This window comes from Pseudonocardia sp. (genome assembly GCF_035305885.1).
In the GTDB taxonomy this organism is placed as follows: Bacteria; Actinomycetota; Actinomycetes; order Mycobacteriales; family Pseudonocardiaceae; genus Pseudonocardia.
Genome location: NZ_DATGOP010000009.1, coordinates 72,091 through 97,685 on the forward strand (window position 1 = coordinate 72,091; position 25,595 = coordinate 97,685).

At 73.8% G+C, this 25,595-nt stretch carries 25 protein-coding genes and 1 pseudogene; 7 read left to right on the forward strand and 19 right to left on the reverse strand.

The window, feature by feature from the left end:
* Window positions 1-75: 75 nt before the first annotated feature.
* The gene (locus VKZ81_RS01410) at window positions 76-1,464 is read right to left on the reverse strand and encodes a DHA2 family efflux MFS transporter permease subunit (protein ID WP_324239517.1); all 1,389 of its coding nucleotides are present in this window, start codon (window positions 1,462-1,464) and stop codon (window positions 76-78) included.
* Between the two features lie 97 nt (window positions 1,465-1,561).
* Between VKZ81_RS01410 and VKZ81_RS01415 the strand changes: the two genes are divergently transcribed.
* The 4 genes from VKZ81_RS01415 to VKZ81_RS01430 all read left to right on the forward strand — a co-directional run bounded on the left by VKZ81_RS01415 (window position 1,562) and on the right by VKZ81_RS01430 (window position 6,047).
* Window positions 1,562-2,191, forward strand: coding sequence for a TetR/AcrR family transcriptional regulator (locus VKZ81_RS01415; RefSeq protein WP_324239518.1), 630 nt, complete (start codon window positions 1,562-1,564; stop codon window positions 2,189-2,191).
* 122 nt (window positions 2,192-2,313) lie between these two features.
* The gene (locus VKZ81_RS01420) at window positions 2,314-3,549 is read left to right on the forward strand and encodes an amino acid permease (protein WP_324239519.1); all 1,236 of its coding nucleotides are present in this window, start codon (window positions 2,314-2,316) and stop codon (window positions 3,547-3,549) included.
* A gap of 1 nt (window position 3,550) precedes the next feature.
* A complete protein-coding gene (locus VKZ81_RS01425) occupies window positions 3,551-4,447 on the forward strand; it encodes an acetamidase/formamidase family protein (RefSeq protein WP_324239520.1) in 897 nt (298 codons plus the stop codon).
* A 145-nt stretch (window positions 4,448-4,592) separates the two neighbouring features.
* The gene (locus VKZ81_RS01430) at window positions 4,593-6,047 is read left to right on the forward strand and encodes an amidase (RefSeq protein ID WP_324239521.1); all 1,455 of its coding nucleotides are present in this window, start codon (window positions 4,593-4,595) and stop codon (window positions 6,045-6,047) included.
* Here the strand turns inward: VKZ81_RS01430 and glnA are convergent.
* The 9 genes from glnA to VKZ81_RS01475 form a co-directional block, all read right to left on the reverse strand.
* Entirely contained in the window at window positions 6,042-7,457 is a 1,416-nt protein-coding gene (glnA, locus tag VKZ81_RS01435; protein ID WP_324239557.1) for a type I glutamate--ammonia ligase, read from the reverse strand. The two genes, VKZ81_RS01430 and glnA, sit on opposite strands and share 6 nt — an antisense overlap.
* Window positions 7,458-7,593: 136 nt before the next feature.
* On the reverse strand, window positions 7,594-8,439 hold the full coding sequence (locus VKZ81_RS01440; RefSeq protein ID WP_324239522.1) for an inositol monophosphatase family protein: 846 nt from the start codon (window positions 8,437-8,439) through the stop codon (window positions 7,594-7,596).
* Between the two features lie 48 nt (window positions 8,440-8,487).
* Window positions 8,488-9,516, reverse strand: a complete 1,029-nt coding sequence (locus VKZ81_RS01445) for an ABC transporter ATP-binding protein (protein WP_324239523.1) — start codon at window positions 9,514-9,516, stop codon at window positions 8,488-8,490.
* Window positions 9,513-10,319, reverse strand: a complete 807-nt coding sequence (locus VKZ81_RS01450; RefSeq protein WP_324239524.1) for an ABC transporter permease — start codon at window positions 10,317-10,319, stop codon at window positions 9,513-9,515. The genes VKZ81_RS01445 and VKZ81_RS01450 overlap by 4 nt, the downstream gene beginning before the upstream one ends.
* Window positions 10,319-11,212, reverse strand: coding sequence for an ABC transporter permease (locus VKZ81_RS01455; RefSeq protein WP_324239525.1), 894 nt, complete (start codon window positions 11,210-11,212; stop codon window positions 10,319-10,321). The genes VKZ81_RS01450 and VKZ81_RS01455 overlap by 1 nt, the downstream gene beginning before the upstream one ends.
* Window positions 11,213-11,221: 9 nt before the next feature.
* Window positions 11,222-12,373: an extracellular solute-binding protein gene (locus VKZ81_RS01460; protein ID WP_324239526.1), complete on the reverse strand. Its 1,152-nt coding sequence runs from the start codon at window positions 12,371-12,373 to the stop codon at window positions 11,222-11,224.
* A 77-nt stretch (window positions 12,374-12,450) separates the two neighbouring features.
* Window positions 12,451-13,794: a M20/M25/M40 family metallo-hydrolase gene (locus VKZ81_RS01465; protein ID WP_324239527.1), complete on the reverse strand. Its 1,344-nt coding sequence runs from the start codon at window positions 13,792-13,794 to the stop codon at window positions 12,451-12,453.
* Between the two features lie 69 nt (window positions 13,795-13,863).
* Entirely contained in the window at window positions 13,864-14,520 is a 657-nt protein-coding gene (locus VKZ81_RS01470) for a 3-oxoacid CoA-transferase subunit B (RefSeq protein ID WP_324239528.1), read from the reverse strand.
* Complete coding sequence (locus VKZ81_RS01475; RefSeq protein WP_324239529.1) at window positions 14,517-15,197, reverse strand: CoA transferase subunit A; 681 nt, start codon at window positions 15,195-15,197, stop codon at window positions 14,517-14,519. Before VKZ81_RS01475 ends, VKZ81_RS01470 begins: the two co-directional genes overlap by 4 nt.
* 83 nt (window positions 15,198-15,280) lie before the next feature.
* On the opposite strand from VKZ81_RS01475, the gene VKZ81_RS01480 reads away from it, so the two are divergent.
* Window positions 15,281-16,192 carry a LysR family transcriptional regulator gene (locus VKZ81_RS01480; RefSeq protein ID WP_324239530.1) on the forward strand — a complete coding sequence of 304 codons (912 nt, stop codon included), beginning with the start codon at window positions 15,281-15,283 and terminating at the stop codon, window positions 16,190-16,192.
* A 43-nt stretch (window positions 16,193-16,235) separates the two neighbouring features.
* On the opposite strand, the gene VKZ81_RS01485 is transcribed toward VKZ81_RS01480, so the two are convergent.
* Both VKZ81_RS01485 and VKZ81_RS01490 read right to left on the reverse strand, forming a co-directional pair.
* Entirely contained in the window at window positions 16,236-17,216 is a 981-nt protein-coding gene (locus VKZ81_RS01485) for an EamA family transporter (RefSeq protein ID WP_324239531.1), read from the reverse strand.
* A 59-nt stretch (window positions 17,217-17,275) separates the two neighbouring features.
* Window positions 17,276-17,608 (reverse strand): hypothetical protein, encoded by a 333-nt coding sequence (locus tag VKZ81_RS01490; protein ID WP_324239532.1) that lies wholly within the window; start codon window positions 17,606-17,608, stop codon window positions 17,276-17,278.
* 65 nt (window positions 17,609-17,673) lie between these two features.
* Here VKZ81_RS01490 and VKZ81_RS01495 point away from each other — a divergent pair.
* Both VKZ81_RS01495 and VKZ81_RS01500 read left to right on the forward strand, forming a co-directional pair.
* Window positions 17,674-17,898: pseudogene (locus tag VKZ81_RS01495) on the forward strand (hypothetical protein); the annotation flags it as partial.
* A gap of 496 nt (window positions 17,899-18,394) precedes the next feature.
* A complete protein-coding gene (locus VKZ81_RS01500) occupies window positions 18,395-18,772 on the forward strand; it encodes an EamA family transporter (protein WP_324239533.1) in 378 nt (125 codons plus the stop codon).
* Here the strand turns inward: VKZ81_RS01500 and VKZ81_RS01505 are convergent.
* The 7 genes from VKZ81_RS01505 to VKZ81_RS01535 all read right to left on the reverse strand — a co-directional run bounded on the left by VKZ81_RS01505 (window position 18,670) and on the right by VKZ81_RS01535 (window position 25,593).
* Window positions 18,670-19,500 carry a class II glutamine amidotransferase gene (locus VKZ81_RS01505; protein WP_324239534.1) on the reverse strand — a complete coding sequence of 277 codons (831 nt, stop codon included), beginning with the start codon at window positions 19,498-19,500 and terminating at the stop codon, window positions 18,670-18,672. The two genes, VKZ81_RS01500 and VKZ81_RS01505, sit on opposite strands and share 103 nt — an antisense overlap.
* A 35-nt stretch (window positions 19,501-19,535) precedes the next feature.
* Complete coding sequence (locus tag VKZ81_RS01510; protein WP_324239535.1) at window positions 19,536-22,556, reverse strand: DUF3604 domain-containing protein; 3,021 nt, start codon at window positions 22,554-22,556, stop codon at window positions 19,536-19,538.
* A 3-nt stretch (window positions 22,557-22,559) separates the two neighbouring features.
* Window positions 22,560-22,739 carry a Clp protease/crotonase-like domain-containing protein gene (locus tag VKZ81_RS01515; RefSeq protein ID WP_324239536.1) on the reverse strand — a complete coding sequence of 60 codons (180 nt, stop codon included), beginning with the start codon at window positions 22,737-22,739 and terminating at the stop codon, window positions 22,560-22,562.
* A 75-nt stretch (window positions 22,740-22,814) separates the two neighbouring features.
* On the reverse strand, window positions 22,815-23,321 hold the full coding sequence (locus VKZ81_RS01520; RefSeq protein WP_324239537.1) for an acyl-CoA dehydrogenase family protein: 507 nt from the start codon (window positions 23,319-23,321) through the stop codon (window positions 22,815-22,817).
* A gap of 1 nt (window position 23,322) precedes the next feature.
* A complete protein-coding gene (locus VKZ81_RS01525) occupies window positions 23,323-23,763 on the reverse strand; it encodes a thioesterase family protein (protein ID WP_324239538.1) in 441 nt (146 codons plus the stop codon).
* A complete protein-coding gene (locus VKZ81_RS01530; RefSeq protein WP_324239539.1) occupies window positions 23,753-24,709 on the reverse strand; it encodes a 3-hydroxyacyl-CoA dehydrogenase NAD-binding domain-containing protein in 957 nt (318 codons plus the stop codon). The genes VKZ81_RS01525 and VKZ81_RS01530 overlap by 11 nt, the downstream gene beginning before the upstream one ends.
* Window positions 24,706-25,593 (reverse strand): beta-keto acid cleavage family enzyme, encoded by an 888-nt coding sequence (locus VKZ81_RS01535; protein WP_324239540.1) that lies wholly within the window; start codon window positions 25,591-25,593, stop codon window positions 24,706-24,708. The genes VKZ81_RS01530 and VKZ81_RS01535 overlap by 4 nt, the downstream gene beginning before the upstream one ends.
* Window positions 25,594-25,595: the final 2 nt, after the last annotated feature.

The window sequence follows — 25,595 nt, forward strand, 5'->3', positions numbered from 1 at the left end:
CGACGAACCCGCACCCGCGATCCTGCGACCCCGCGGCGCCGAGGGCAGGCCCTCTGTGACCCACGGCACGTGGACTCAGGAGCCGGTCCCCACCGGCTCGGCCGCCGCGGCGGGTGAGCGGCCGGGCAGCCGGGCGCTCGCCACCAGCCCACCGACGACCGCGAGCGCGAGGAACGCGAACGCCGGCCGGAAGCCCGCGACCGACGGCTCCGCGCCGGCGACCAGCACCGCGCCGACCGCGATCCCCACGGCCGCCCCGACCTGGTTGAACACGTAGAGCAGGGCGCTGCCCTGGGAGGCGGCCGCGGGCGGCACGGTGCGGAACACCGAACCGATGGCGGGCGCACCGACCGTCCCGAGGCCGAAGCCGAGCACCACGGCCCCGGCCACCGCCCCGGCGAGCCCCGCCCCCGCGGGCTGCGCGGCGAGCAGGACGGCCCCCGCGAGCGCGACGACGCTGCCCGTGACCGCCACGCGCCGGGCCCCGACCCGGTCCGACAGCCGCCCCGACACCGGCATCGCGATCATCGAGGCCGCCCCGAGCGGCGCGAGCAGCAATCCGGCCGCCGCCGGGCCGAGACCGTGCACCTGCTGGTAGGACAGCGGGATCAAAAGGAGCGCCCCGAACGTGGCGAGCCCGTTCGTGCCCGCGGCGGCGAGGCTCGGCGTGACCCCGCGCCGGGCGAGCAGCCGCAGGTCCAGAAGCGGCGCCGCGCTGCGCAGGGCGTGCGCGGTGTAGCAGGCGAGCGCCACCGCGGCCAGCGCGAGCGGGACGAGCACCGACCAGGCCGGCGCGCCGTGCTCGTGTTCGACGCGGGACAGGCCGAGCAGCGCGGCGCCCACGCCGGGCCCCACCAGCGCGACGCCCACCACGTCGAGCCGGCGCACCGGCGCGCCCGCGGCGGGGGCGTCCGGGGCGAGCACCCGGACCGCGAGCACGATCGCCACCACCACGATCGGCAGGTTGACCAGGAACAGCCAGCGCCAGTCCAGCGCCTGCAGCAGCGCCCCGCCGACGATCGGCCCGGCCACCGGTCCCGCGGAACCGACGACGCCCATGATCCCCATCACCTGCCCGGACCGCGCCGGCCCCGCGGCGCGCGCGAGCAGCGTGAGCATCAGCGGGTCGAGGACCCCCGCCCCGACGCCCTGCACCACCCGGAACGCGATCAGCACCCCGAGCTGCGGGGCGAGCGCCGCGCCCAACGAGCCGACGAGGAACACCACGAGCCCGGCGAGCCACATCCGCTTGCCGCCGTAGCGGTCGACGGCCCACGCCCCCACCGGCACGGTCGCGGTCACCGCGAGCAGGTACGCCGTGCCGACCCACCCGACGGCGCCGAGCGTCGCGCCGGTGTCCTCGGCGATGGTCCGCACCGCCACCAGGACCATCGAGCCGTCGAGGATCCCCATGATCCCGCCGAGGAGGACGACCGCGATCGTCCGACGCAGCGGTGCATCCATTCGAGTTTGCCTATCCAGACTCACGAGTCTGATTAAGTAGTACGTCGAGTTGAACTGTCAAGTCTGGATTTCGAGTCGCTCGGGTAGCATCGGCACCATGACGGCGGGCACCCGGACGCGCGGTCGCATCGACAAGCGCCTGGCCATCCTCGAGGCGGCGAGCGTCGTGTTCGCCCGCGAGGGCTACGCCCAGGCCGGGGTCGACGAGATCGCGGCGGAGGCCGGGGTGGCGAAGGCCACGGTCTACAGCCACTTCGGCGACAAGCAGACCCTGTTGCGCGAGTGCCTGATGACCGAGGCCGACCGGGCCGCGCAGGCCAACCTCGAGGCCGTCGAACGGCTGCTGGAACCGGGCTCGGACGTCCGCGCCGCGCTGGAGGACGTCGCGGTGAAGCTGCTGCAGTGCTACACCGACCAGCGGTCCTGGGCGCTGCGCAGGCTCGTCACCGCCGAGGTTCCGCAGCACCCCGAGCTCGTCGACGTCTACTGCACCCGCGCCTCGACCAGGGTCAGCCAGGCGCTCGCCGACCGGCTGCTCGCCCTGTCCGTCGCCGGGCACCTCTCGGTCCCCGACCCCGCGCTCGCCGCCGAGCACTTCGCCAGCCTGCTCACCGGCGGCATGGACACGCGCACCCGCTTCGGCACCCGCGCGGTGCCCGAGGAGGAGCTGCGCGAGGTGGCGAAGGCGGCGGTCGACACGTTCCTGCGCGCGTTCGCCCCGGCCTGACCCGTCCGGCGCTCCCGAGCACCGCCCCACCGGGCGGCGGGCCCGGTGGTCGAGGATGATCACTACCGGCATCCCGACCAGCACCCGTCGCCAGCGGCGGGCCGGACGAGGCAGGAGCGCACGTGACGGAAGCCCGCGACCGCGACACCCGGCGGTTCACCGGCCTGGGGCACGAGCGGATCACGTTCTGGCAGGGCGTCGCGATCATCTTCGGCGCGAACATCGGCGCGGGCATCCTGAGCCTGCCCTACGGCGCGCGCACCGGCGGTTTTCCGGCGCTGGTCATCGCGCTGCTGATCGCGGGCTTCCTGACGACGGCGTCGATGCTCTACGTCGCCGAGGTCGCGCTGCGCACGGAGACGCCGCTGCAGCTGTCCGGGCTCGCGCGCAAGTACCTCGGCGACGCCGGGTCGTGGCTGCTGTTCGCGGGGATCTCGATCAACGGCCTCGGCGCGCTGATCGCCTATGCGAGCGGGGGCGGGGAGGTGCTCGGCGAGCTGCTGGGCATCCCGCAGCTGGCCGGCAGCCTGCTGTTCTACGTGCCGGGGGTCGTCGTGGTGTGGCTGGGCCTGCGCGCGACCGGGCGCTCCGAGCAGGCGATCACGACGGGGATGGCGCTGCTGATCGCGGTGCTCGTGGGGTGGACGCTGGTCGGGCCCGGCATCGAGGTCGACAACCTGACGTTCCTGCAGCCGTACTTCGTCGTGCCGATCATGAACCTCGCCGTGTTCTCGTTCATCGCGCAGTACACGGTGCCCGAGCTCGCCCGCGGCCTGGCCCGGCACGCGCCGCTCGCGTTGCCGCGGGCCGTGGTGGCCGGGATGTGCGCCACGGGGTTCGTGCTGGCCCTGGTGCCGTTCGCCGCGCTCGGGATGATGGGCCCCGACCGGATCACCGAGGTCGTCACGATCGCGTGGGCCGACGCACTGGGGCCCGTCGCGTACTACTGCGCAAACGTGTTCGCGCTGCTGGCGATGATGACGTCCTTCTGGGCGATCGGGCTGACGCTGCTCACCAACGTCTTCGACCGCTTCGCCTGGCCGGCCACGGGGTCGGTGCGCCATCGCCTGATGGGGATCACGCTGGTCGTCGTGCCCCCGTTCCTCATCGCGGCCCTCGGCCTCGCCGGGTTCGTCTCCGCGCTCGGCTACGCGGGCGGGTTCGCCGGCGCGATCATGTCCATCGTGCCGGTGCTGATGCTGCGCCGGGCCCGCCGCACCGGCGACCGGGAGCCCGAGTGGCGGGCGGGCTGGATCGCGCACCCGGTCGTGCAGGTCGCGCTGATCGCGGTGTTCGGGCTGGCGTTCCTCTACTCGCTGCTGACGATCGTCGGGCTCGTCCCGGAGGGCTGGTCGTAGCGTGCAGGTCTTCCCCGCGTCCGGCGCCGTCACGCGGTTCGGCCCGCGGTTCGACCCCGTGGGGTCGGTGGCGCTCGGCGAGCGCTTCGTCCTGGAGACCGCCGACTGCTACGACGGCCAGTTCACCTCCGCCGATGTCCTGCGGCCCGACATCGACATGGCGCGCTTCAACCGCGCCACCGGCCCGGTGCGCGTCGACGGGGTCGAGGTGGGCGACGGCGTCGTGGTCCGCGTCGAGCGCATCGACGTGCGCGGGCCGGGCGTCATGGCGGTCGCCCCCGGGCTGGGGGTGCTCGGTGGGCAGGTTGCGCAGCCGTCGACCCGCCTGCTGCCCGTCCGGGACGGGCACGCGTGGCTGACCCCGCAGATCGGGGTGCCGCTCGCCCCCATGGTCGGGATCCTCGGGATCGCGACCGCGGCCGAGACGGTGGCGACCTCGGTTCCCGGCGCCCACGGCGGCAACCTCGACACCCGACTGCTCCGGGAGGGCGCCGCGGTCGCCTTCCGCGCCCACCAGCCGGGGCTCGGGCTCGCCGCCGGTGACGTGCACGCCGCGATGGGCGACGGCGAGCTCGGCGGCACCGGCATCGAGATCGCGGGCCGGGTGCAGCTGTCGGTCGAGCGCTACACCGGTCCCGTCGGGAGCTGGCCGCTGCTCTTCGCCGACGACGCGGCGCACGTGCTCGCGAGCGCCGCCGACGTCGACACCGCCGTGCGGGCCGGGTTCGGCGAGGCGGTGGCGCTCGTCGCCGGCGCCCACGGGCTGGCCTGGCCCGACGCGTACCGGCTCGCGAGCGTGGTGTGCGACGTGCAGGTCAGCCAGCTGGTCAACCCCCGTGTCACGGTCCGGGTGCGCGTGCCGCGGCGGTGGTGCCCCGGGGTGTGGCCGGAGGCGTGACGGGCCGGCAAGTCCGGTCGGATCCCCGCAGCGCTCCGCTCGGGCGTTCTCGAGCGGCCGGACGGCCTCATGACCTCGCCGCGTTCCCGCCCTAACGTCGAACCGGCCCGAGATGGGGACGGCCGGACCGCGAGGAGGCGGAACGATGGCCACGAACAGCGACATCTGCCAGATGGACACGGTCGGCCTCGCGCGGCGCATCGCCGCGAAGGAGCTCTCCCCCGTCGAGGTGGTCGACGCCGTCCTCGACCGGCTGGACCGGCTCGATCCCGTCCTCCACATGTTCACGACCGTCGTGCCGGACCTCGCGCGTCAGGAGGCCGAGCGCATCGAGGCCGAGATCGCGGCGGGACGCGAGATCGGGCCGCTGGCCGGCGTGCCGACCGGCGTGAAGGACCTGATCTACACGAAGGGGATCCGCACCGCGTCCGGGTCGAACGCCTACCGCGAGTTCGTGCCGGACGAGGACGACGTGGTGGTCGAGCGGATCAAGGACGCGGGCGCGATCGTGATCGGCAAGACGCAGGTGCCGGAGTTCGGCTACTCCGGCACCGGGCAGACCCCGCTCGCCGAGCCGACCCGCAACCCGTGGAACGTGGATCGCACGTCCGGTGGGTCGTCTGCCGGGTCCGGGGCCGCGGTCGCCACCGGCGTCGGGCCGTTCTCGCTGGGCAGCGACGGGGGCGGGTCCATCCGCATCCCGGCGAGCTTCTGCGGGCTGTACGGGATCAAGCCCACGATGGGCCGCGTGCCGCTCTGGCCGGGCACGAAGGACGAGCGCTATCCCGGCGTCTCCAGCTGGGAGTCCCTCGAACACATCGGCCCGATCACCCGCACCGTCGCCGACGCCGCCCTCGTCCTGTCGGTGATCGCCGGGTTCGACGACCGCGACCGGCTGAGCCTCCGCTCGGACGACGTTGACTGGCGGCGGGCCGTGGACGGCGACCTGCGCGGTGTCCGCGTCGCGTACAGCGCGGACCTGGGATACGCCGCCGTCGACCCGCAGGTGCGTTCGGTGGTCGACCAGGCCGTCACGGTGTTCGAGCGCGATCTCGGCTGCACCGTCGAACGCGCCGACCCGGGCTGGTCCGACCCGTACGACGCGCTCCTGCCGCTGATCATCTGCGAGAGCGACCTCGCGGGCATGCGCCGGCTCGCCGACGAGCTCGGCGACCGCATGTCACCGCACCTGGTCGACGTGCTGCGCGCCGACTGGACGGCCGAGCAGCTCACGAGCGCGGTGATCCAGCGCAAGGCCGTCTACAACGCCGCGTGGCGGTTCTTCCGCTCGTACGACCTGCTCCTCACGCCCACGCTGGCGGTGCCGCCGTTCGAGCACGGCCTGCAGGGTCCGCCGACGATCGACGGCCGGGACGTCGACGGGTTCTACTGGCTGTCCTTCACGTTCCCGTTCAACTTCACCGGCCAGCCGGCGGCGACGGTCCCAGCCGGCTTCACCGAGGACGGGCTGCCGGTCGGCCTGCAGCTCGTCGGGCGCCGCCTCGACGACGCGCTCGTGTTGCGGGCCTCGGCCGCGTTCGAGGCGGCGGCCCCGTGGCAGGACCGGTGGCCCCCGGTCCTCGCAGAGCACGGCCTATAGGTCGTAGTAGAGCATGAACTCCCACGGGTGCGGCCGCAGGCGGATCTGGTTGAGCTCCTTGGTGCGCTTGTAGTCGAGCCAGGTCTCGACCAGGTCCTCCGTGAAGACCCCGCCCTCCAGCAGGAACTCGTGGTCCGCCTCGAGCGCGTCCAGGACCGCTTCGAGGGAGCCGGGCACCTGCTTGAGGTCGGTCGCCTCCTCGGGCGTGAGCTCGTAGAGGTCGCGGTCGATCGGCTCCGGCGGCTCGATCTTGTTCCGGATCCCGTCGAGGCCTGCCTGCAGCATCGCGGTGAAGGCGAGGTACGGGTTCGCGGTCGGGTCGGGACAGCGGTACTCGAGGCGCTTCGCCTTGGCGTTCTGGGTGTACATCGGGATGCGGACGCAGGCCGACCGGTTGCGCTGCGAGTAGACGAGGTTGATCGGCGCCTCGAAGCCGGGAACGAGGCGGCGGTAGGAGTTCGTGGTCGGCGCGCAGAACGCCAGCAGCGCGGGCGAGTGGGCCAGGATCCCGCCGATGTAGTGGCGGCCCAGGTCGCTGAATCCCGCGTACCCCGACTCGTCGAAGAACAGGTTCCGCCCGTTCTTCCACAACGACTGGTGGACGTGCATCCCCGAGCCGTTGTCGGCGAAGACCGGTTTGGGCATGAACGTGGCGGTCTTGCCCGCCTGCCACGCGACGTTCTTGACCACGTACTTGTAGTTCATGACGTTGTCGGCCATGGCCAGCAGCGACGAGAAGCGCATGTCCATCTCGGCCTGGCCCGCGGTGCCGACCTCGTGGTGCTGGACCTCGATCGGGATGCCGAGGTCCATGAGGGTCAGGGCCATCTGGGTGCGCAGGTCCTGGTGCTGGTCCATCGGGGGCACCGGGAAGTAGCCCTCCTTGTAGCGGGGACGGTAGCCCCGGCTCCCCTCCCGCCCGGACGCCCAGACGCCCTCGACCGACTCGATGTGGTAGTAGCCCTCGTGCTGGTTCTGGTCGAACCGGGCCCCGTCGAAGATGTAGAACTCGAGCTCGGGACCCCAGTAGGAGACGTCGGCGATCCCGGTCTCCCGCAGGTGGTCCTCCGCTTTCCTCGCGATGTGCCGTGGGTCGCGCGAGTAGCTCTGCTGCGTCAGCGGGTCGGCGACGAAGCAGTGGATCTGCAGGGTCGGCACGTCCCGGAACGGGTCCATCACGGCCGTTGTCGGGTCCGGCACGAGGAGCATGTCCGACTCGTGGATCTCCTGGAACCCGCGGATCGACGAGCCGTCGAAACCGTAGCCCGACTCGAACCCCTCCTCCGTGAGCTCCTCCACCGGGACGGAGAAGTGCTGCATCAAGCCGGGGAGATCGCAGAACCGGAGATCCACGATCCGCGCGGAATTCTCCCGTGCCAACGTGAGGACGTCGTGCGGTGTGTCGGGCATGGCCACCAGCTCCTCGTCGGGTCTGGCCTGCAGCCGGGATCGGCAGGGCCAGTCCTACGCGCGCGCGGCGCCCGCCGCTACGGCCAGAGCGGGCCCTCGCGTTGCTCCGAGTGGAAGACCCGGCCGGCGAGACGGGTCAGGACCCGGCCCCCGGGTCACGCGCGGCGCTCACGGCCTCTCGCCACACGTCGAAGAGCTCGTCCGCGGCCTCCGGCGCGCAGACGAGGATGCCGCCGCGCTCGGGGAACGGCGTCTGCGCGCCGGACTCGTCGCGCACCGCGAGCCCGGCCTCGGCGCAGGCGAACGCGGCGGCGAGGTGGTCCTCCGGGTGGAACTCGCTGATCACCGCGCCGGTGGCCCGCCCGGCGGCGACGTGGCCCAGCGCGAGGGTGCCGCTGCCCATCACGCGGACGGTGCACGCGCGGTCGGCGAGCGCGGCGAGCAGCGGCGCCATCCCCGGCCACGGCCGGTGCGCGGCCCACTCGGTCAGCACCACGCCACCGGTGAGCCGCGAGCGGTGGGGCGGGCGGGTGCGCGGGACCGGCCGCCCGTTCACCGTGACGCCCTTCCCGGCGACGGCGAGCACCACCTCCTCGCGCCACGGGTCGGCGACGACGCCCACCAGCGGGGACGTGCCGACGGCGAGCGCGAGCGAGAACGACGTCCACGGCAGGCCGGCGACGAGGTTCGTGGTGCCGTCGACCGGGTCGCAGTACCAGGTCGGGCCGTCGGCCGCGGCGCCGCCGAACTCCTCCCCCACCAGCGTGTGCCCGGGCAGGCGGCGCGCGACCAGCTCGCGCACCTCGCGCTCGACCGCCCGGTCGACGTCGGTGACCAGGTCGGCGGCGTGCACCTTCTCCTCGACCGTGCCGAGCGGGGCGGAGCGGACGATCCGGATCGCGAGCCGGGCCGCGTCCTCGGCCACCCGCGCCGCCTCGGCCAGCTCCTCAGGCTGCAGCGTCGAGTCCACCGTCGAGCTCATCGAGCACCCTTCGTCCGGCAGCGCCGGTGTGGTCCGGCGTCACCGGGATCATCCGACGAGCTGCCCGTCGGCGTAACCCAGCGCGCGGCGGAACCGGACGCCGGTGTTCGCGCCCAGCTCCGGGCGGGGGTCGTCGGGGCCGAGGTAGGCCCGCAGGCTCGTCCCGGCGAAGTCGAGCACCACCTCGGTGAAGTGCCCGCGGGCGACCACGCGCTCCACACGCGCGGGCGGCCCGTCGGCGCCCAGCACGACGTCCTCCGGGCGCACCGCGATCTCCGTGCCGCCCGCCGCGCACGGGCTCAGCACCTCGACCCGCGTGCCGTCGGCGAGGACCGCCTTCCCGTCCTCGATGGCGCCGGGCAGGCTGTTCATCGCGCCGACGAAGTTGCCGACGAACCGGGTGGCGGGCTGCCGGTAGAGCGCGTCCGGCGGCGCGACCTGTTCGATGCGCCCGCCGTTCATCACGGCGACCCGGTCGCCGATCGACAGCGCCTCGTCCTGGTCGTGGGTGACCACCAGGGTCGTGATCCCCAGCCTCAGCTGGATGTCACGGATGTCCTCGCGCACGCGGACCCGCAGCTTCGCGTCCAGGTTGGACAACGGCTCGTCGAGCAGCAGCACCGCGGGCTCCTGCACCAGCGCCCTCGCCAGCGCGACGCGCTGCTGCTCCCCGCCGGAGATGTGGGCGGGCCTGCTGCGCAGGTGGTGGGTGAGCCCGACCAGCTCCAGCATCCCCTCGACCCGCTTCGCGATCTCGGCGCGAGGCAGCTTGCGCAGCTTGAGGGGGAAGGCCACGTTGTCGAACACGGACATGTGCGGCCACAGCGCGTAGTTCTGGAACACCATGGCCGTGGGGCGGCGCTCCGGTGGCAGGTGCGTGACGTCCCGGCCGTCGATCACGACCTTGCCCACGTCGGGTCCGAGGAACCCGGCGACGATGCGCAGGGTGGTGGTCTTGCCGCAGCCCGACGGGCCGAGCAGGCACACCAGCTCCCCGCTGTCGACCTCGAGGTCGAGGTCGTCGACGATGCGGCGTCCGCCCAGGTCCTTGGAGACGCCCGACAGGTGCAGGCTCACCGGATCTGGAACCCCTCCGCGAGCTGGCCGCCCATGACGTGGCGGCGCACGAGCAACAGCAGCGCGACGGACGGGATCGACAGCAGGATCGAGAACACCGCCGCCACCTGGCGCGGGTAGTTGAGCACCAACGAGTACATCTCCGTGGGCATCGTGTAGTAGACCGGGGCGCCGACCAGGTAGGTGCCCTGTGCCTCGTCGAACGAGGCGAGGAAGGACATGACCAGCGCCACCAGGATCCCGGGGAGCGCCATCGGCAGCGTCACCGACGTGAACACCCGGATCGGACCGGCGCCCGCGTCCCGCGCGGCCTCCTCGAGGCTGCGCGGCACCGCGGCGAACGCCGCCGCCGGGATCCACGTCATGAACACCACCGTGCCGAGCAGGTGCACGATCACGATCCCGGTGAACGTCGACATGAGGCCGAGCGCGTAGAACAGCGCGGCGATGGAGACGAACAGCCCGGTCTTCGGGAACGCGTTCGTGGCGAACAGACCGATCAGGAAGAACCGCCGGCCCGGGAAGTCGAACCGGGCGAACGCGTACGCCGCCGGCAGGCAGATCACGGCCGAGACGGCGATCGTGGTGAACGCGAACGCGAGCGACAGCTGGATCGAGGAGAACAGCAGGGGGTCGGCGAACACCTGGCCGAACCAGTGCAGGGTCCACCCGTCGGGCAGCAGGTTCGGGTAGGTCCACCCGGTGGCGAAGGCGCGCACGGCGAGCCACGCCAGCGGGCCGATGATGAACACGCCGAGCAGCACCAGCGCGATGCCGCCCAGCACCCGCACCGCGACGGCCATCAGATCCGCCCCGCGTCGCGCGCCGCCCGCAGGTTCGCCCACACGTACAACGCCCCGATGCCCGCCGCGATCACGAACACGATCACGGCGATCACCACGGCCTGCTGGGGCAGGTTGTAGGACTGGAAGAAGGCCGCCATGTCCACGCCGAGCATCGTCGGCGCGTTCGGCCCGGTGAAGTACGGCACCGTGAACGCGCCGAGGGTGGCGATGGCCGTGAACGTCGCCGCGATCACCGTCGGCACCACGGAGAGCGGCAGCAGCACCGACCGCACGATCCGCGGCAGCGACGCGCCCGCGTCGGCCGCGGCCTCGATGAGCGCGTTCGGCACCGACTGCACGCCCGAGGTGACCATGAGCGTGGCGAACGGCAACGACGTCCAGATCATCGCGATCGTGATGCAGGTGACCGTGTAGCCCAGGGTCGGGGCCTCCCCGCCCAGCTGCGCGGCGACCGAGCGCACGAACCCGTCACCGGCGTAGAAGGTGAGGATCGCCCACGAGGCGATCACGACCGGGATGAACATCGGCACCACGGCGAGCGCGGCGAGGACCTGGGCGGCGCGGGAGCCGGAGAACCGCAGGTAGAGCGCGATCACCCAGGCGAGCACGACGACCACCACCGTGGTCACGAACGTGACCGTCACCGTCGTCATCAGGTCGCGCACGACCCGCGCGTCACCGAGCACGTCGGTGTAGGCGCCGAAGGTCTGCTGCCACCAGGCATCGACGGTGTGCTGGTCGCGCGCGATCCGCGCGATCGTCGTGTTCAGCCCGCCGACGTGGCCGAGGCTGTAGGCGATCGCCGTCGCGATCGGGAAGCCGACGAACACCGCGACGACGAGCACCGGTGGGGCCGCCATCAGCAGCCCGGCGATCGGTCTCCTGCGCATGTCGGCTGCCTAGTGCCCGGGGACCAGCTGGTCCCACAGGTTGTTCAGGTCGTTCTTGTGGTCGGTGAAGTAGGTCGGGCGCAGCTGGTCCGGGCGCGCGTCGCCGAACGCCGTCCGCACCTCCTCCGACAGCTGGTCGAGGGGGATGACGGGGTAGCCCGCGATCTTCTCCGCGATCGCCTGCTGCTGGGCCGGCTGGAGCAGGAAGTCGATCAGCTTCGCCGCGTTCTCCTGCCGGTCGGAAGCCTTGACGATGCCGATCGGGGTGGCGCCGCCGGTGAAGGGCGGATCGCTGATCTGCAGCGCTTTGACGGTGGGCGGGATGGTGCCGTTGCGCTGGCCGGTGAGGAACTGGTCCGACCACACGGGGCTCATCGACACCTGGCCGCTCGCGAGCAGCTCGAGCGTGCCGTTGTTGCCGTTCGGGTAGACGCCGCCCTGGAACACGTACTGGTTGAGCTCCTGGAGCGTGCGCCAGCCCTCGTCCCAGTGGCTCTCGAGGTCCTTGTGGTAGCCGGTCGTCATCTGCGCGCGCACGTCCGGCGGCACGAACTTGTCCAGCACGGTGGTGACGAACGCCTGGCCGGAGCCGCCGGTCTTGGGCGAGTTGTAGGTGAACTGGCCGGGGTTCGCCTTGATCCACGCGAGCAGCTCGTCGAGGGTGCGCGGCGGGTTGGGCACCTTGGTGGAATCGTAGGCGAGCAGCACCGACGACGCGCGGTAGGGCACCGCCCCGGGACCGGCCGCCGCGACGATGTCGGGGGCGACGGCGGACAGTCCGGGGATGAGGCCCGCCGGGTCGACGAGCAGGTCGGCCGCCCCGGCCTGCTGGGCGGGGTCGCCCTCGACGATGTCGATGCCGGGGTCGGCGCCCTGCGCGTCGGCGGCCGCGAGCTTCGCGACGGTCTGCGTCTGGTTGTTGCCGTGCAGGTCGAACTGCACCTCGACGCCGATGTCCGGGTTCGCCGCGGTGAAGGCCGGGATCAGGGTGTCTTCCCACAGCTCCTGGATGTTGGTGTCGCTCGCGAGGTACACGCGCACGTTCTGGGGGTTGTCCGACCCCTGGGCGCCGGCGGCGCCCGGGCCGTTGCCCGCGCATGCGGTGAGCAGACCGGTCACGGCGAGGAAGGCCGCCGTGCAGAGGATTCGGCGTCGCGTCATCGGGTTGCCTTCTTCGGTTGTCTGGGAAGCCACGCGATCATGACATGACGTGCTGATCTTCGGTAGGCGGGGCCGCGTCACGCCGTCGCGAGGATCCGCGCGGTCACGCGGGCACCGAACCGCAGCGCCGACAGCGGCACCCGCTCGTCGGCGGCGTGCAACAGGCCGAAGGCGTCGAACCCGTCCGGAACGCGCAGCGGTGTGAACCCGTAGCCGGCGATCCCGAGCCGCGCGAAGTGCTTGTTGTCGGTGGACGCGGGCGAGAGGTGGGGCACCACGACCCCGCCGGGGTCCTCGGCGGCGACCGCGGCGCGCAGCGCGTCCACGAGCGGGCCGTCCGCGGGCGCGGCGATCGGCGGCATCGTCCGCCACTCGACCGCGACGCCGTGGCCGGCCAGCCGCTCGACCTCGCGTTCGATCTCCCCCTCGCCGCCGGGCAGGATCCGGGTGTCGATCTCGGCCACCGCCTCGCCGGGGATCACGTTGGGCCGCCCGCCCGCGGACAGGACGGTGGGGGTCGCGGTGTGGCGCAGGCCGGCCCGGGCGATGTCGCCGACGAAGCCGAGCCGGTCGAGCTCCCGCTCCAGCTCGGCGCCGTCGCCGCTCAGGTCGCGACCGGACAGCAGGCCGAGCGCGGCGAGGAAGGCGGCCGTCGCCTCGGTGCGCCGGACCGGGAACTCGTGGTCGTGGATCGCCGCGACCGCCCGCGCGATCCGGCCCACCGGGTTGTCGCGCGTCGGGCGGGAGGGGTGACCGGCCGCCCCGCGGGCGCGCATGATCCCCCAGCCGACGCCCTTCTCCGCGGTGGCGAGCAGGTAGGCCCGCCGCGCCGAGTCGCCGGGCAGCGGCACCGAGAAGCCGCCGACCTCGCCGATCGCCTCCGTCGCGCCCGCGAAGAGGTCGGGCCGGTGCTCCACCAGCCACTGCGCCCCGTGCGCCCCGCCCGCCTCCTCGTCGGCGACGAACGCGAGCACGAGGTCGCGGCGCGGCTGCACGCGGCCGCGGCGCAGCGCCCGGACCGCCGCCACCACCGTGCCCGCGAACCCCTTCATGTCGAGCGCGCCCCGCCCGTAGAGCACCTCGCCGTGGCGGGCGTCGTCGAGCACCCGGGCGGCGAACGGCGGCACCGACCAGTCGGCGGCGCTCGCCGGTACGACGTCCAGGTGCGCGTGCACGACCAGGGCCGGGGCCGACGGGTCGCGGCCGGGGAGCCGGGCGACGACGTTCCCGCGCCCGGGGGCGGGCTCGACGTACTCGCCGTCGATCCCGGCCTCGGCCAGCCGCTCGGCGACGTACCGGGCGGCACGCGCCTCGCCGTCGCCGATCGTCGCGGGGTCGCCGGTGTTGACGCTCTCGATCCGGATCAGGTCCCGCACCAGCTCGATCGCCTCCTCCTCGAGGAGGCCGGGGTCGGTCCGCACGACCGACATCCTCGCCCACCGGGCAGCCGCCGCCGACCGGGTCGCGATCGGCGGCGGCGCCTGCGATGGCTACGCGACCGAGCGGGTCGCGTCCAGCTCGACCCGGAACGGCGCGGCGGTGTGCTCGCGCACCCAGTCGAGCGTGGTCTCGGGGGCGAGGTCGACCAGGACCAGGCCGTCGGGCCCGGTGCGGAACGTGGCGGCCTCGGTGACGACCACGTCGACCGGCCGCTGCGCGGTGAGCGGGAACGTGCACTCCGGCACGATCTTGGGCGAGCCGTCCTTCGCGGTGTGCGTGGTGGCCACCACGACCGTGCGCGCACCGACCAGGAGGTCCATCGCTCCCCCGACCCCGAGCACGGGCTTGCCGGGGATGGCCCAGTTGGCGATCCGGCCGGACGCGTCGATCTGCAGCGCGCCGAGCACCGCGACCTCGACGTGCCCGCCGCGGATCATGCCGAACGAGACCGAGCTCGCGAAGTAGGAGGCGCCGGGCCGCGCGGTGACCGGCTGCTTGCCCGCGTGCACGAGGTCCGGGTCGACCTCGTCGGGCGCGGGCGTCGGGCCCACGCCGAGCAGCCCGTTCTCGGTCTGCAGGTGGGCGACGTGGCCGGGCGGCAGGTGGTCGGCCACCAGGGTCGGGATGCCGATGCCCAGGTTGACCACCGCGCCGTGCGGGATGTGCGGGACGACGCGGGCGGCGATGCGGTTCTGCAGGTCGCTCACCGGCCGCTCCCGTCGCTTCGGACCAGTACGTCGACGAACAGGTGCGGGGTCACGATGGCCTCCGGGTCGAGCGCGCCGACCGGGACCACCTCGTCGACCTCGGCGATCACCAGGTCGGCCGCGGTGGCCATGTCGGGGTTGAAGTTGCGCGCGGTCTTGGAGTACACGAGGTTGCCCAGCTCGTCGGCCGCCCGCGCCCGCACGAGCGCGACGTCGGCGCGCAGGCTCTCCTGGTAGATGTGCGGCTCGCCGCGGATCACCCGCTCCTCGCGGCCCTCCCCGAGGGCGGTGCCCCACCCGGTGCGCGTGTAGAACCCGCCGATGCCCGCGCCCCCGGCCCGGATCGCCTCGGCGAGGGTGCCCTGCGGCAGCAGGTCGATCTCGAGCGTCCCGGCCTGGTACGCGGCGACGACATCGGGGTTGCTGGTGAAGAACGACCCGATCGCCTTGCGCACCCTGCCCTCGAGCAGCAGCTTGCCGAGGCCGCGCCCCGGCTCGCCGAGGTTGTTGCTGATGACCGTGAGGTTGCCCGCCGTCGAGTGGGTGAGCAGGCCCTCGATCAGGGTGAGGGGCGCGCCGACCAGGCCGAACCCGCCGACCATCACCGTGGCGCCGTCCGGGATCCGCGCGACCGCCTCGGCGACGCCGACGATGGGCCGCTCGACGAGTGTGGTCATGGGACCAGCTGACCACGGCTGCCACTCATATGTCCAACATCTAGTGAATCTGGATTGAGACGATCCGGATATAGCATTCGCTGGTGCGCTACCGGCGGCTCGCCTACTTCGTGGCGGTGGCGGAGGAGCAGAGCTTCACCCGCGCCGCGCAGCGCCTGCACATGGCGCAGCCCCCGCTCAGCCAGCAGATCGCCCTGCTGGAGAAGGAGATCGGCACGCCGTTGTTCGACCGCTCGCACCGCGCCGTCCGGCTCACCGCGGCGGGCGCCGCCCTCCTGCCCGAGGCCCGCCGGCTGCTCGCCGACCTCGACGAGACCGTCCGCATGGTGCGCGGCGTCGGCGAGGGCACCATCGGGCGCCTCACCGTCGGCTTCATCCCCTCGGCGATGAACGGCGTGCTCCCCGACCTGGTGCGCGAGTTCCGGGCCACGCACCCGGGGGTCGACCTGACCCTGCGCGAGATGGCCCCCGACGCGCTCGTGCACGCGGTGCTGGAGCGACGGCTCGACGTCGCGGTGCTCTACCTGCCGCTCGACGAACCCGACCTCGCGCACCGCCGCCTCGCCTGCGAGGAGCTCCTGCTCGCCCTCCCCGAGGCCCACCCCGCCGCGGCGGCGTCCGCCGTCGCGCTCGCCGACGTCGCGCGGGAGCCGTTCGTCCTGCAGGAGCGCTACGACGTGCCCGGGCTGCACGCCGCCGTCACCGCGCTGTTCGCCGACGCCGGCATCACCCCGCGCGTCGCCCAGCGGGGGGTGTGGCTCATCCAGACCGTCCTCGGCCTCGTCGCCGCGGGCATCGGGCTGGCACTGGTGCCGTCCTCGGCGGCCACGCTGCGCCGCAGCGGGGTGGTCCTGCGGCCCCTCTCCGGGCCGGCGCGGCGGGTGGAGCTGGCGGCGTTCTGGCGGCGGGACGAGGCGTCGCCGCCGCTGGACGAGTTCCTGGCGGTGCAGGAGCGGATGGCTGGGGCTCCTCCTTCAGGAAAGCCACATTCATGAACCTGGGCTTCATGGATGTGGCTTTCCTGAAGTTCGGGGCGCCTCACGCCGCGGGCAGCACCTCGGGCTCGGTGGCCCCGCGGCGCCGCCCGGTGATGGTCAGCGCCACCCCGCCGAGGATCAGCGCCCCGCCGACGATCTGCACGGGTGTCGGGACCTGGCCCAGCAGCAGCCACGACGCCACGGCGGACGCGACCACCTCCAGCAGCGCCACGAGCGAGCCACGGGGCGCGCCGATGCGGGCGATCGCGGCCACGCCCGCCAGGTAGGCGATCACCGAGGCGACGACCACCAGAAGCGTCGCGGCCACCGGCCAGCCGACGTCGACGCCCGCCAGGTACACGCCGGTGGCGGCGGTGTCGATCACGATCGGCAGCACCCCCGCCACGCCGAGGGCCACCACCACGACCGCGCCGACGGTCATCCCGACCCCGGCGAGCACCAGCGGCGGCGTGGCGCTGCGAGCCCGGTCGGCGACCAGGAAGTACGACGCCTGGCACACCGCGGCGGCGAGCCCCCACGCGATGCCCTCCCAGCGCAGCTCGACCCCGGTCCAGACCCCCACCACCAGCGACAGCCCGAACAACGCGACCGCGGCGCCGAACAGGGTGCGGCCGCCGAGCCGCTGCCTGCGCACCAGCCACACCCAGCCCAGGACGAGGACGGGGCCGAGGAACTCCAGCAGGAGCGCGACCGCGACCGGCACGTAGACCAGCGCGTTGAAGAACGTCACCTGCACCCCGGCGACCGCGAGCACGCCGTAGAGCACCAGCGCGGGGCCGTCGGCGCGCACCGCCGCGACCACCCCGGGGCGGGTCACCGCGAGGATCACCAGCAGGATGACGGCGGCACCGGCGATCCGGACCAGCACCGCCCCGTTGGCCGACCAGCCCGCCTCCGTCAACGCCTTCGCGAACGGCCCCGACAACCCGAACGTGACGGCAGACAGCACCGCCAACCCCAGCCCGACCCCGGTCCGCCCCACAAGCACGCCGGGAGCAAACCACGCCGGCCCCACCGGCATTCCCGCCGGGAGCCCGACGCCGGGCAGATCACGCCGGGCTCGACCCGGCGGTCAACCGGTCACCGCTCGCCGCGGCGCGCCGCGCGCAGCGCCACCGGGGCTCCGGCCAGGTCCTCGTCGTTGCACAGCAGCTTGACCTCGTAGTACGGCGACCCCTCGCGGTCGTCGTAGTCGAGGTGGATGGCGATCACGTCGACCGGCTCACCGAGCCACTCCTGGGTGCGGCGCAGCCACGAGGCGGCACGTTCGAGCGCGGTCGGCAGATCGTCGTCGCAGAACTGGACCGGCCGGAAGGGCACGTCGTGGATCTGGTCCTGGGGGTGCTCGGGTCGCGGGAGTTCGGCCGCGAGGCCGGCATCGTCGAGGCGCAGATCCACCGGGTACTCGGTCACATCATCGAGTCTCGCTACTTCCGCGGGGTCCGACAAGCGCCACGCCGAGAAGGTTGCCGGGTGGGATGATCGCCGAACGTCGTCCGGCCGATCCGCCCCGGGACGGCACCGAACCGAGCATCCGGCCACCTCGCGCGGCCCGACCGAACGATGTTCGGTTTCCCGGTGATCCAGCCGTCGATGCGAGAACCCTCGACGGGGTGGAGCAACGAGACCAGCGAACCGGCATCCTGCTCGTCCTGGCGGCGGGCGTCCTCTGGGCGACCGTCGGGCCCGCCCAGGTCGTGGCGGGTTCCGTCGTCGACCCGGCGGCCCTGGGCGGCGCCCGGATCCTCATCGGTGGGCTGGTGCTCGCCGCCGTCGTCCTCGCCACCGACCCGGCGTCGGTGCGGGCGCTCACGCCGCGCCGCTGGCCCGCGCTCCTCGCGGCGTCCGCGGCCACCGCGACCTTCCAGGCCGCCTTCCTGATGTCCGTGGCGGCCACCGGCGCCGCCGTCGCCACCGCCGTGACGATCGGGGTCACCCCGGTCGCGACCGGGCTCGCGGAGCGGGTTGCGTTCGGCACCCGCCTGTCGCGGCGCTGGGCGGCGGGCACGGCCTGCGCGGTGCTGGGTTGCGCGGTCCTGGTCGTCCCGGCGGGCGGCGGGCAGGTCGACATCCGCGGCGCCGCGCTCGGCGCGCTGGCCGGGTGCTGCTTCGGCGTCTACACGGTGGCCGCGAAGCACCTCATCGGGCGCGGCACGGCCATGCCGGCGGCGGTGGCCGTGACGCTGCTCGTCGGCGGCGGTGCTCGCGCCGTGGACCCTGGCCGCGGTCGGCGACCTCGCCGCGCCGCGCGTCCTGGCGCTGGTGCTCTGGCTCGGCCCGATCACGGCGGCCGCGGCCTACTGGTTCTTCGTCACCGGGCTGCGCCGGATCACCGCGGCCACCGCGGGCACGCTCGCGCTGGTCGAGCCGCTGGTCGCCGCCGCGCTCGCCGTGCTCGTGCTCGGCGAACGCCCGTCGGCGCCGGTCGCCGCGGGCGGGATCCTGCTGCTGGGCGGGCTCGTGATCGTCTCGCGTCAGGGCGCCGCCGGCCGGAACCGGCGTTCCTCGTCCGGCCCCTTGCGGATGACCAGCGCGGTGGAGGGCGCCACCTCGTGCCACAGCTCCGGCAGGGCGTAGAGCGGCTCCGACACGACCACCCGCGCCTCGTCGCCGAAGTGCGCGAACCGCTCGTCGGCCGGGTGGAGCCGGCGCACCGCCTCGATGTGCTCGCTGACGTACAGGGTGTTGACGTCGGGCCCGCTCGCGTAGCGGACGGCGTAGAGGCACTCGCCGTCGGACAGCCCGATCGTCGCCTGCAGCGGCTGCTGCACCCCCTCCGCGGCCGCGAGCGCCTCGATGTGGCCCACCATCCGCTCCAGCCCGCCGATCGGGTCCCCCTCCAGGCCGAACGTCAGCGCGAGGTGGAACATCACCTCCGAGTCGGTCGACCCCTTGATGTTCGCGAACAGATCGGGGCGGACCGCGAGCAGCAGGTCCCGGCGCAGCCGCTGGAACTCCGCGACGTAGCCGTTGTGCACGAAGAGCCAGCGCCCGTAGCGGAACGGGTGGCAGTTGCTCTGCTGCACCGGGGTGCCGGTGGCCGCCCGGACGTGCGCGAGGAACAGCGGCGACTCGATGGCCACGGCCAGCTCGCGCAGGTTCTCGTCGCCCCAGGCGGGGGTCGCGCTGCGGAACACGGCCGGGCCGTCGCGCGGCCCGTACCAGCCGAGACCGAAGCCGTCGCCGTTCGCGGCCGACATGTGCGGCCCCGCGCGCCTGCTCTGCTCGATGAGCGAGCGCTCCGGGTCGCACACCAACGACTTGGGCAGGATCGGGTTCCCGACGTAGCCGAGCCAGCGGCACATGCCACCGGGTTCCCGCGCAGGCGGGCGGTAAGCGGTCAGGCGACCCAGATCGGCGAGGACCAGGCCATCTCGCCGTCCACCTGGAACACCCGGGCGTAGTAGAACGCCGGGGCCGTCGAGTCGTCCACGAGCGGCACGTCCACCTCCCGCACGCCGAGGCCCAGAAGCGCCCCCACCGCCGGTTGCAGGGCCAGCTCCCCCGGCAGGTCGTCGTCGAACACGACCGGGCCGGCCGCGAGCTTCGCGAGCTCGACGGCGACCCTGCGCCCACCGCACTCGACGTGCACGAGCGCGTCCGGCGGGCCGCAGACGCTCACCTCGACCCCGCCGCGCTGCGCGCCGTACGGCTCGCCGAAGCTGCGGGTCACGTGCTCCCAGGCCACCGACTCCTCGTCCATCGCCACCACCTCGGGGCCGACGAACTCCGGCAGCAGCAGCCGGCCGCGGGTCACCCGCAGCCGCCCGTCCCAGCACATCGTCGTGTCGGCCTTGCCCCACTCCACGCGCACGTCGACGCGCAGGTGGCCGAGCGGCAGCTCCGGTTCGCCGCGGACGGTGTGCACGACCTCGCCGTCGCGGACGATGTCGACCCGGGCGAGCTCGGTGTAGCCGCGGGCGTGCACGGTGAGCGGCCGCGGCCCGTTCCACGACACCTCCGAACCCATCAGGTGCGGGCCGAGCCGCAGGTCGGCGATCACCCCGCGGGTGGTGGCCGCGCAGGTCCGGCGCGACCACAGCCCGTCGAACACGTCCGCGCGCGAGAGCGACCGGGCGAGCACCCCGACGTAGCTCGCGCCGTGGCCGTGGTCGGAGGAGGCGATCAGCCCGAACCGGTGCCCGCGGCGCAGCCCGTCGAGCATGAACGTGCCGGCCGCGGTGCCGTCGGAGTACTGGCGGAAGCAGCTGTCGGACTCGTAGTTGCCGCGGCAGGCCTGGAACACCTCGACCAGGCGGCTGTAGCGGGGGTCGTGGTAGTCCCAGTCGTTGTGCACCATCGCCGAGCCGGGGTGGTGCGGGATCGTGATCGCCGGGTACTCGGGGTGCTCGGCGAGCGCCCGCCACAGCCCGTCCGGGGTGGTGGTGCCCGCGGCGAACGCGGAGAAGATCGGCGCGCCGCGGGCGACGTCGCCGTAGATCACGTTCTGGTGCCCGGTGTCGGCCGAGGTCCACTCGAAGCCGTACAGCGGCACGAACCGGCCGGGCACGTGCAGCAGGTCCGCGATCTTCTGCAGGCTCCACCACTGGTAGGCCGACGAGTTCTCGGCGTGGTCGGTGACCGCCCAGAAGTCGTAGGAGTTGACGTCCCACGCGTAGCGGTAGAAGTCCTCCAGCGACGGCTCGTCGCCGGAGGTGCACCGGCTGATCAACGAGTGCCGGTGCAGGTCACCCCAGTACAGGGTGTAGCCGTCCACCTCGTAGCGCTCGGCCGGTTCGCCGGCGAGCCAGCGGCGGTCCTCGCGGCGGCCGTCGGAGCTGACCAGCGCGGCACGCTCCCCGCCGGTCGCGGCCGGGCCCGCCGAGCCGACCTCGGCGCGCACCACCTGCCCGGCGCCGTGCACACCGTGCCAGATCACCGCCCCGTGGTGGTCGGCGAGGTACGGGCACTCGCGCCCGCCGAAGCCCTCGGTCCAGCCGAGGGCCCGGTCGAGCCTGCCGTCGGACTGGGTGACGAGCACGCCGTCGGCGAGCGCCACCTCCTCGAGCGTGGCGTCGGTGCCGGTGTAGGTGGTCGGGGGCAGCCAGCCGTCCGGGCCGAGGGCCTGCGTGGCCACCTCCCAGTAGTAGGTCATCAGCGGCAGCTGGCGGTGCACCCGGTAGCCGACGACGAGGCCGCCGTCGGCCGTGGCGTGCAGCCGGGGCAGCGCGGACGGGACGACGTTCAGGCCGGGGGCGAGCTCGCCCGGCGGCGTGACGACCTCGTCGCCGTCGACCCGCACGACGCGGATCGCCGCGCTCACCTCGGGCAGCAGTTCCGGGGGCACGCTGTCGCCCGCCTCCCGCATGCCCGCCACACGGGTGGCACCGCGGTCGCGGGGCCGCAGCTTCGTCGGCCCGCTGCCGCCGTGCCCGTGCACCGTGATCACGTCGAAGGCGCACCACAGCCGCCCGTCGGTGGTGGTGGCGAGGCTCGGGTGCAGGGCGTAGTCGCTGCCCCCGGTGAGCCGGCGCGACCGGTCGCCGGTGCGCAGCACGACCGCGTAGCTGCCGCCGTCGTACTCCGACCACGCGTAGGCCATCCCGTCCTCGGACACCGCCTCCGGCACGGCCGCGAGCGTCGGGTCCCACGCGTTGCCGACCGCACCCTCGCTCACCCAGCGCGTCGGCCCCCAGCTGCCGGCGAACCGGCGGGCGAAGATCCCGAACCCGCCCGCGGTGCGCGCCTGCCAGCACACGTGGAGGCTGCCGTCGGGGTGGGCGAGCACCTCCTGGTTGAACGACGGCGCGTCGGTGGTGCTGACCAGCTCCGGCTCGCCCCACCTGGCGCCGTCGTGGCGGCACGCCCACACCCCGACCACGCCGTCGACGGAGCGGCCGAACAGCAGCCACGGCGTGCCGTCCGCGGTGACCGCCGCGGTCGGGCGGAACAGGTCGTGCGGCTCGGCGAGCACGGTCGAGGTCTCGCCGTCGAGCTCGGCGACGAGCCGGTCACCGCGGTCGGGCACCCACTCCAGCCAGGCGACGAGCGTGCGGCCGGCCCCGGTCGCGACGGTGGGCCGGGCGGCGTTGCGGCTCGCCGGCAGGGGCCGCGCCGTCGCCCGGGTCTGGCCGCGCAGCACCGGCGCGCGCTCGAGGACGGCCGCGGCCCGCTCCAGCTGCGCCGGGATCTGGCCCGCGCCCTCGTCGACCCACATGTACCGCAGCGGGTCCGGGTCGAGCGCCGCGATGGTCTCGGTGATGTCGACGCACTCCTCGACGGCGTGCGCGAGCCGGTGGTTGAACGCCAGCACCAGGTCGAGGTCCGCCCGCTGCCGCTCGGTGTACTCCCCGCGGTGGTGATCCGCGCTGCACCCGTGCCCGTGCCCGTGCCCGGGAACGTGACCGTGCTCGTGACCCAATCCTCAGTACCCCTTCCGCACCGGTCGGCGCTTCTGCGCGAACGCGCGGGCGCCCTCCAGCTGCTCCTGCGATCCCGTACAGCGCCGCCACGGCCGGAACCCCCGGTCCGCGATGCGGCGCATCGCCTCGGCGAAGGTCAACCGCTCGCTCTCCCGCCACACCTCCTCGATCGCCGCGAACACCAGCGGCGGCCCCTCGGCCGCCGCGCGGCCACCCCAGCACCCGGTCCTCCAGCTCGTGGCGCGGGTGCACCGCGTTCACCGGGCCCCAGCGGTGCGCCTCAGCGACGTACCGGTGAAGTGCTTCGTCGCGGTGATCACCCGGTCCGGGCCGTCGCGGACGGCGCGGGTGCGCATGCCGCGCAGGTCGGAGCCCGCCTCCGGCTCGGTCATCGCCAGGCACTCGACCCGCTCCCCCGCGACCGTCGGCAGCGGGTGGTCGGTGCGCTGGTCGCCGGGGCAGGCGAGCAGGATCCGCGACGGCCGGGCCACCGCGCGCGTCTGCCGCGCGGAGCCGGTGTGCCCGGGCTCGCGCTCCACCGGCATCCAGGTCAGCGTGTCCAGCCCGGCGCCGCCGGCGTCCTCGGGCCGGTCCGCCGCGTGGAGCCCGGCCTCGAGGGCCCGGCCGCGCAGCTCGCGCACCAGGTCGGGGTCGACCCGCCCGGTGCGCTCCACCTCGTCCTCGGGCGGCACGAGCTCGCGGTGCACGAACGCGCGGGACGGCTCCTCCACCGCGCGCTGCTCGTCGGGGAACCGCAGGTCCATCTCAGACCACCGCGATCCGCCGCGACGCGTGCTCGGGCACCGGCACCCGCATCTCCTCGAGCCGCTGCCGCACGTCGTCCGGCAGCGGGCTGGACCGACCGGCCGCGGCGTCGACGTGCACGGTGAGCACCTCCTCGGTGGCACGCAGCCGCCCGTCGGACCGCATCTCGTGCCACAGCCACACGAGCTTGGCCGTCACGCCGATCACCGAGGTCCGCACCTCGAGCCGGGCGCCGGGCGGCACCTGGTCGAGGTAGCGCACGTGCGCCTCGACCGTGTAGAGGGAGGTGCCGGTGACGGCCGGGTCGATGCCGAGGCCGAACATCACCGCGTCGGTGGCGTGGCCGAACACGAGCACGTAGTAGGCCTCGGACAGGTGGCCGTTGTAGTCGATCCACTCCGGCCGGACATCCTCGGTCCACGTGGCCGGCTCAGCTGCCATCGCCGACCTTGCCGAGCACGCGCAGCACGTCGACGAGCCTGCGGTCCCGCTCGCGCACCAGCTCGGCGATCGAGCGCCCGGCGGCCGCGGCCTCGGTGCCCGCCACCACGGAATCGCGCAGCTCGGGCGTGAGCTCGGGCGCGTCGAGCCGCGTCCACGGCGAGAGCAGCGACGGGCCGAAGTGGTCGAGCATGTGCGCCATCCCGCCGGGGCCGCCCGCCAGGTGGAAGGTGAGCATCGGGCCGTGGAAGGCCCAGCGCAGGCCGGGGCCCTCGGTGATCGAGGCGTCGATCTGCGCGGGCGTGGCCTCGCCGTTGGCCACCATGTGCAGCGCCTCCCGCCACAGCGCCTCCTGCAGCCGGTTGGCGATGAACCCGGGGACCTCCCGGTCCATCACGATCACCGACTTGCCGATGTGGCGCAGGAAGTCGGCGGTCCACGTGACGACCTCGGCCGCCGTCCGCTTGCCGCCCACGACCTCGACCAGCGGGATCAGGTACGGCGGGTTGAACGGGTGGGCGACGACGAGCCGGTGCCCGCCGACCGCGTCGACCGCCATCTCGCTCATGCCGTAGCCGGACGTGGACGAGCCGATCACGACGTGCTCGGGCGTGGCGGCGTCGATGTCGGCGAGCAGGCGGCGCTTGAGGTCGAGCTGCTCGGGGGCGCTCTCCTGCACGTAGTCGGCGTCGGCCACGGCCTCGGCCAGCTCGCCGGTCACCGCGAGGTCGTCCCGGCTCGCGCCTGGTGCGAGCCCGAGCTCGGTCAGGGCCGGCCAGGCCGCGTCGACGAGCTCCCGCAGCCGCGCCTCGGCGTCGGCCGCGGGGTCCCACGCGCGCACCCGGAACCCGCGGGCCAGGAAGTAGGCCACCCAGCCGCCGCCGATCACCCCGGCGCCGACGCACGCGACGGTGCGCACCCGGTCCGGTCGCACGCGCTCGGTCATGCGCGCGGCCGCAGGGAGAGGATCTCCCGCGCCTCGTCCGGCGTGGCCACCTCGGCGCCCATCGCCTCGATGATCGTGACGGCGTTCTCGACGAGCGCGGCGTTGGTGACCTTGTTGCCGCGGCCGAGGTAGAGGTTGTCCTCCAGCCCGACCCGCACGTGCCCGCCGAGCAGCACCGACTGCGCCACCCACGGCATCTGCATCCGGCCGAGGGCGAACGACGCCCACACCACGCCGGGCGGGATCTGCGCCACCATCGCCGCGAGCAGGGCCGGGTCGGGCGGCGCGCCGTAGGGGATGCCCATGCACAGCTGGTACATCCCGGGCGGGTCGATCAGGCCCTCGTCCACGAGCTTGTTGGCGAACCAGAGGTTGCCGGTGTCGAAGATCTCCAGCTCGGGGCGCACGCCGAGCTCCTGGATCCGCTTGGCGCCCGCGCGCAGCATGTCGGGCGTGCTGACGTAGACGAGGCTGCCCTCGCCGAAGTTCAGGCTCCCGCAGTCGAGCGTGCAGATGTCGGGCAGCAGCTCCTCGACGTGCGCGAGCCGCTCGATGCCGTTGACCAGATCGGTGCCCTCGGCGAACCCGGAGGGGTCGTCCGGGTCCAGGTAGAGGTCGCCGCCCATGCCCGCGGTCGTGTTGATCACGACATCGACGTCGCTGTCGCGCAGCCGCTGCACCACCTCCCGGTACAGCGCGACATCGCGCGACCCGGCGCCGGTCTGCGGGTCGCGCACGTGGACGTGCACGATCGCCGCCCCGGCGCGCGCGGCCTCGATGCCGGACTGCGCGATCTGCTCGGGGGTCACCGGCACGTGCTCGGACTTGCCGACCGTGTCCCCCGCGCCGGTCAGCGCGCAGGTGATGATGACCTTCCTGTTCAACC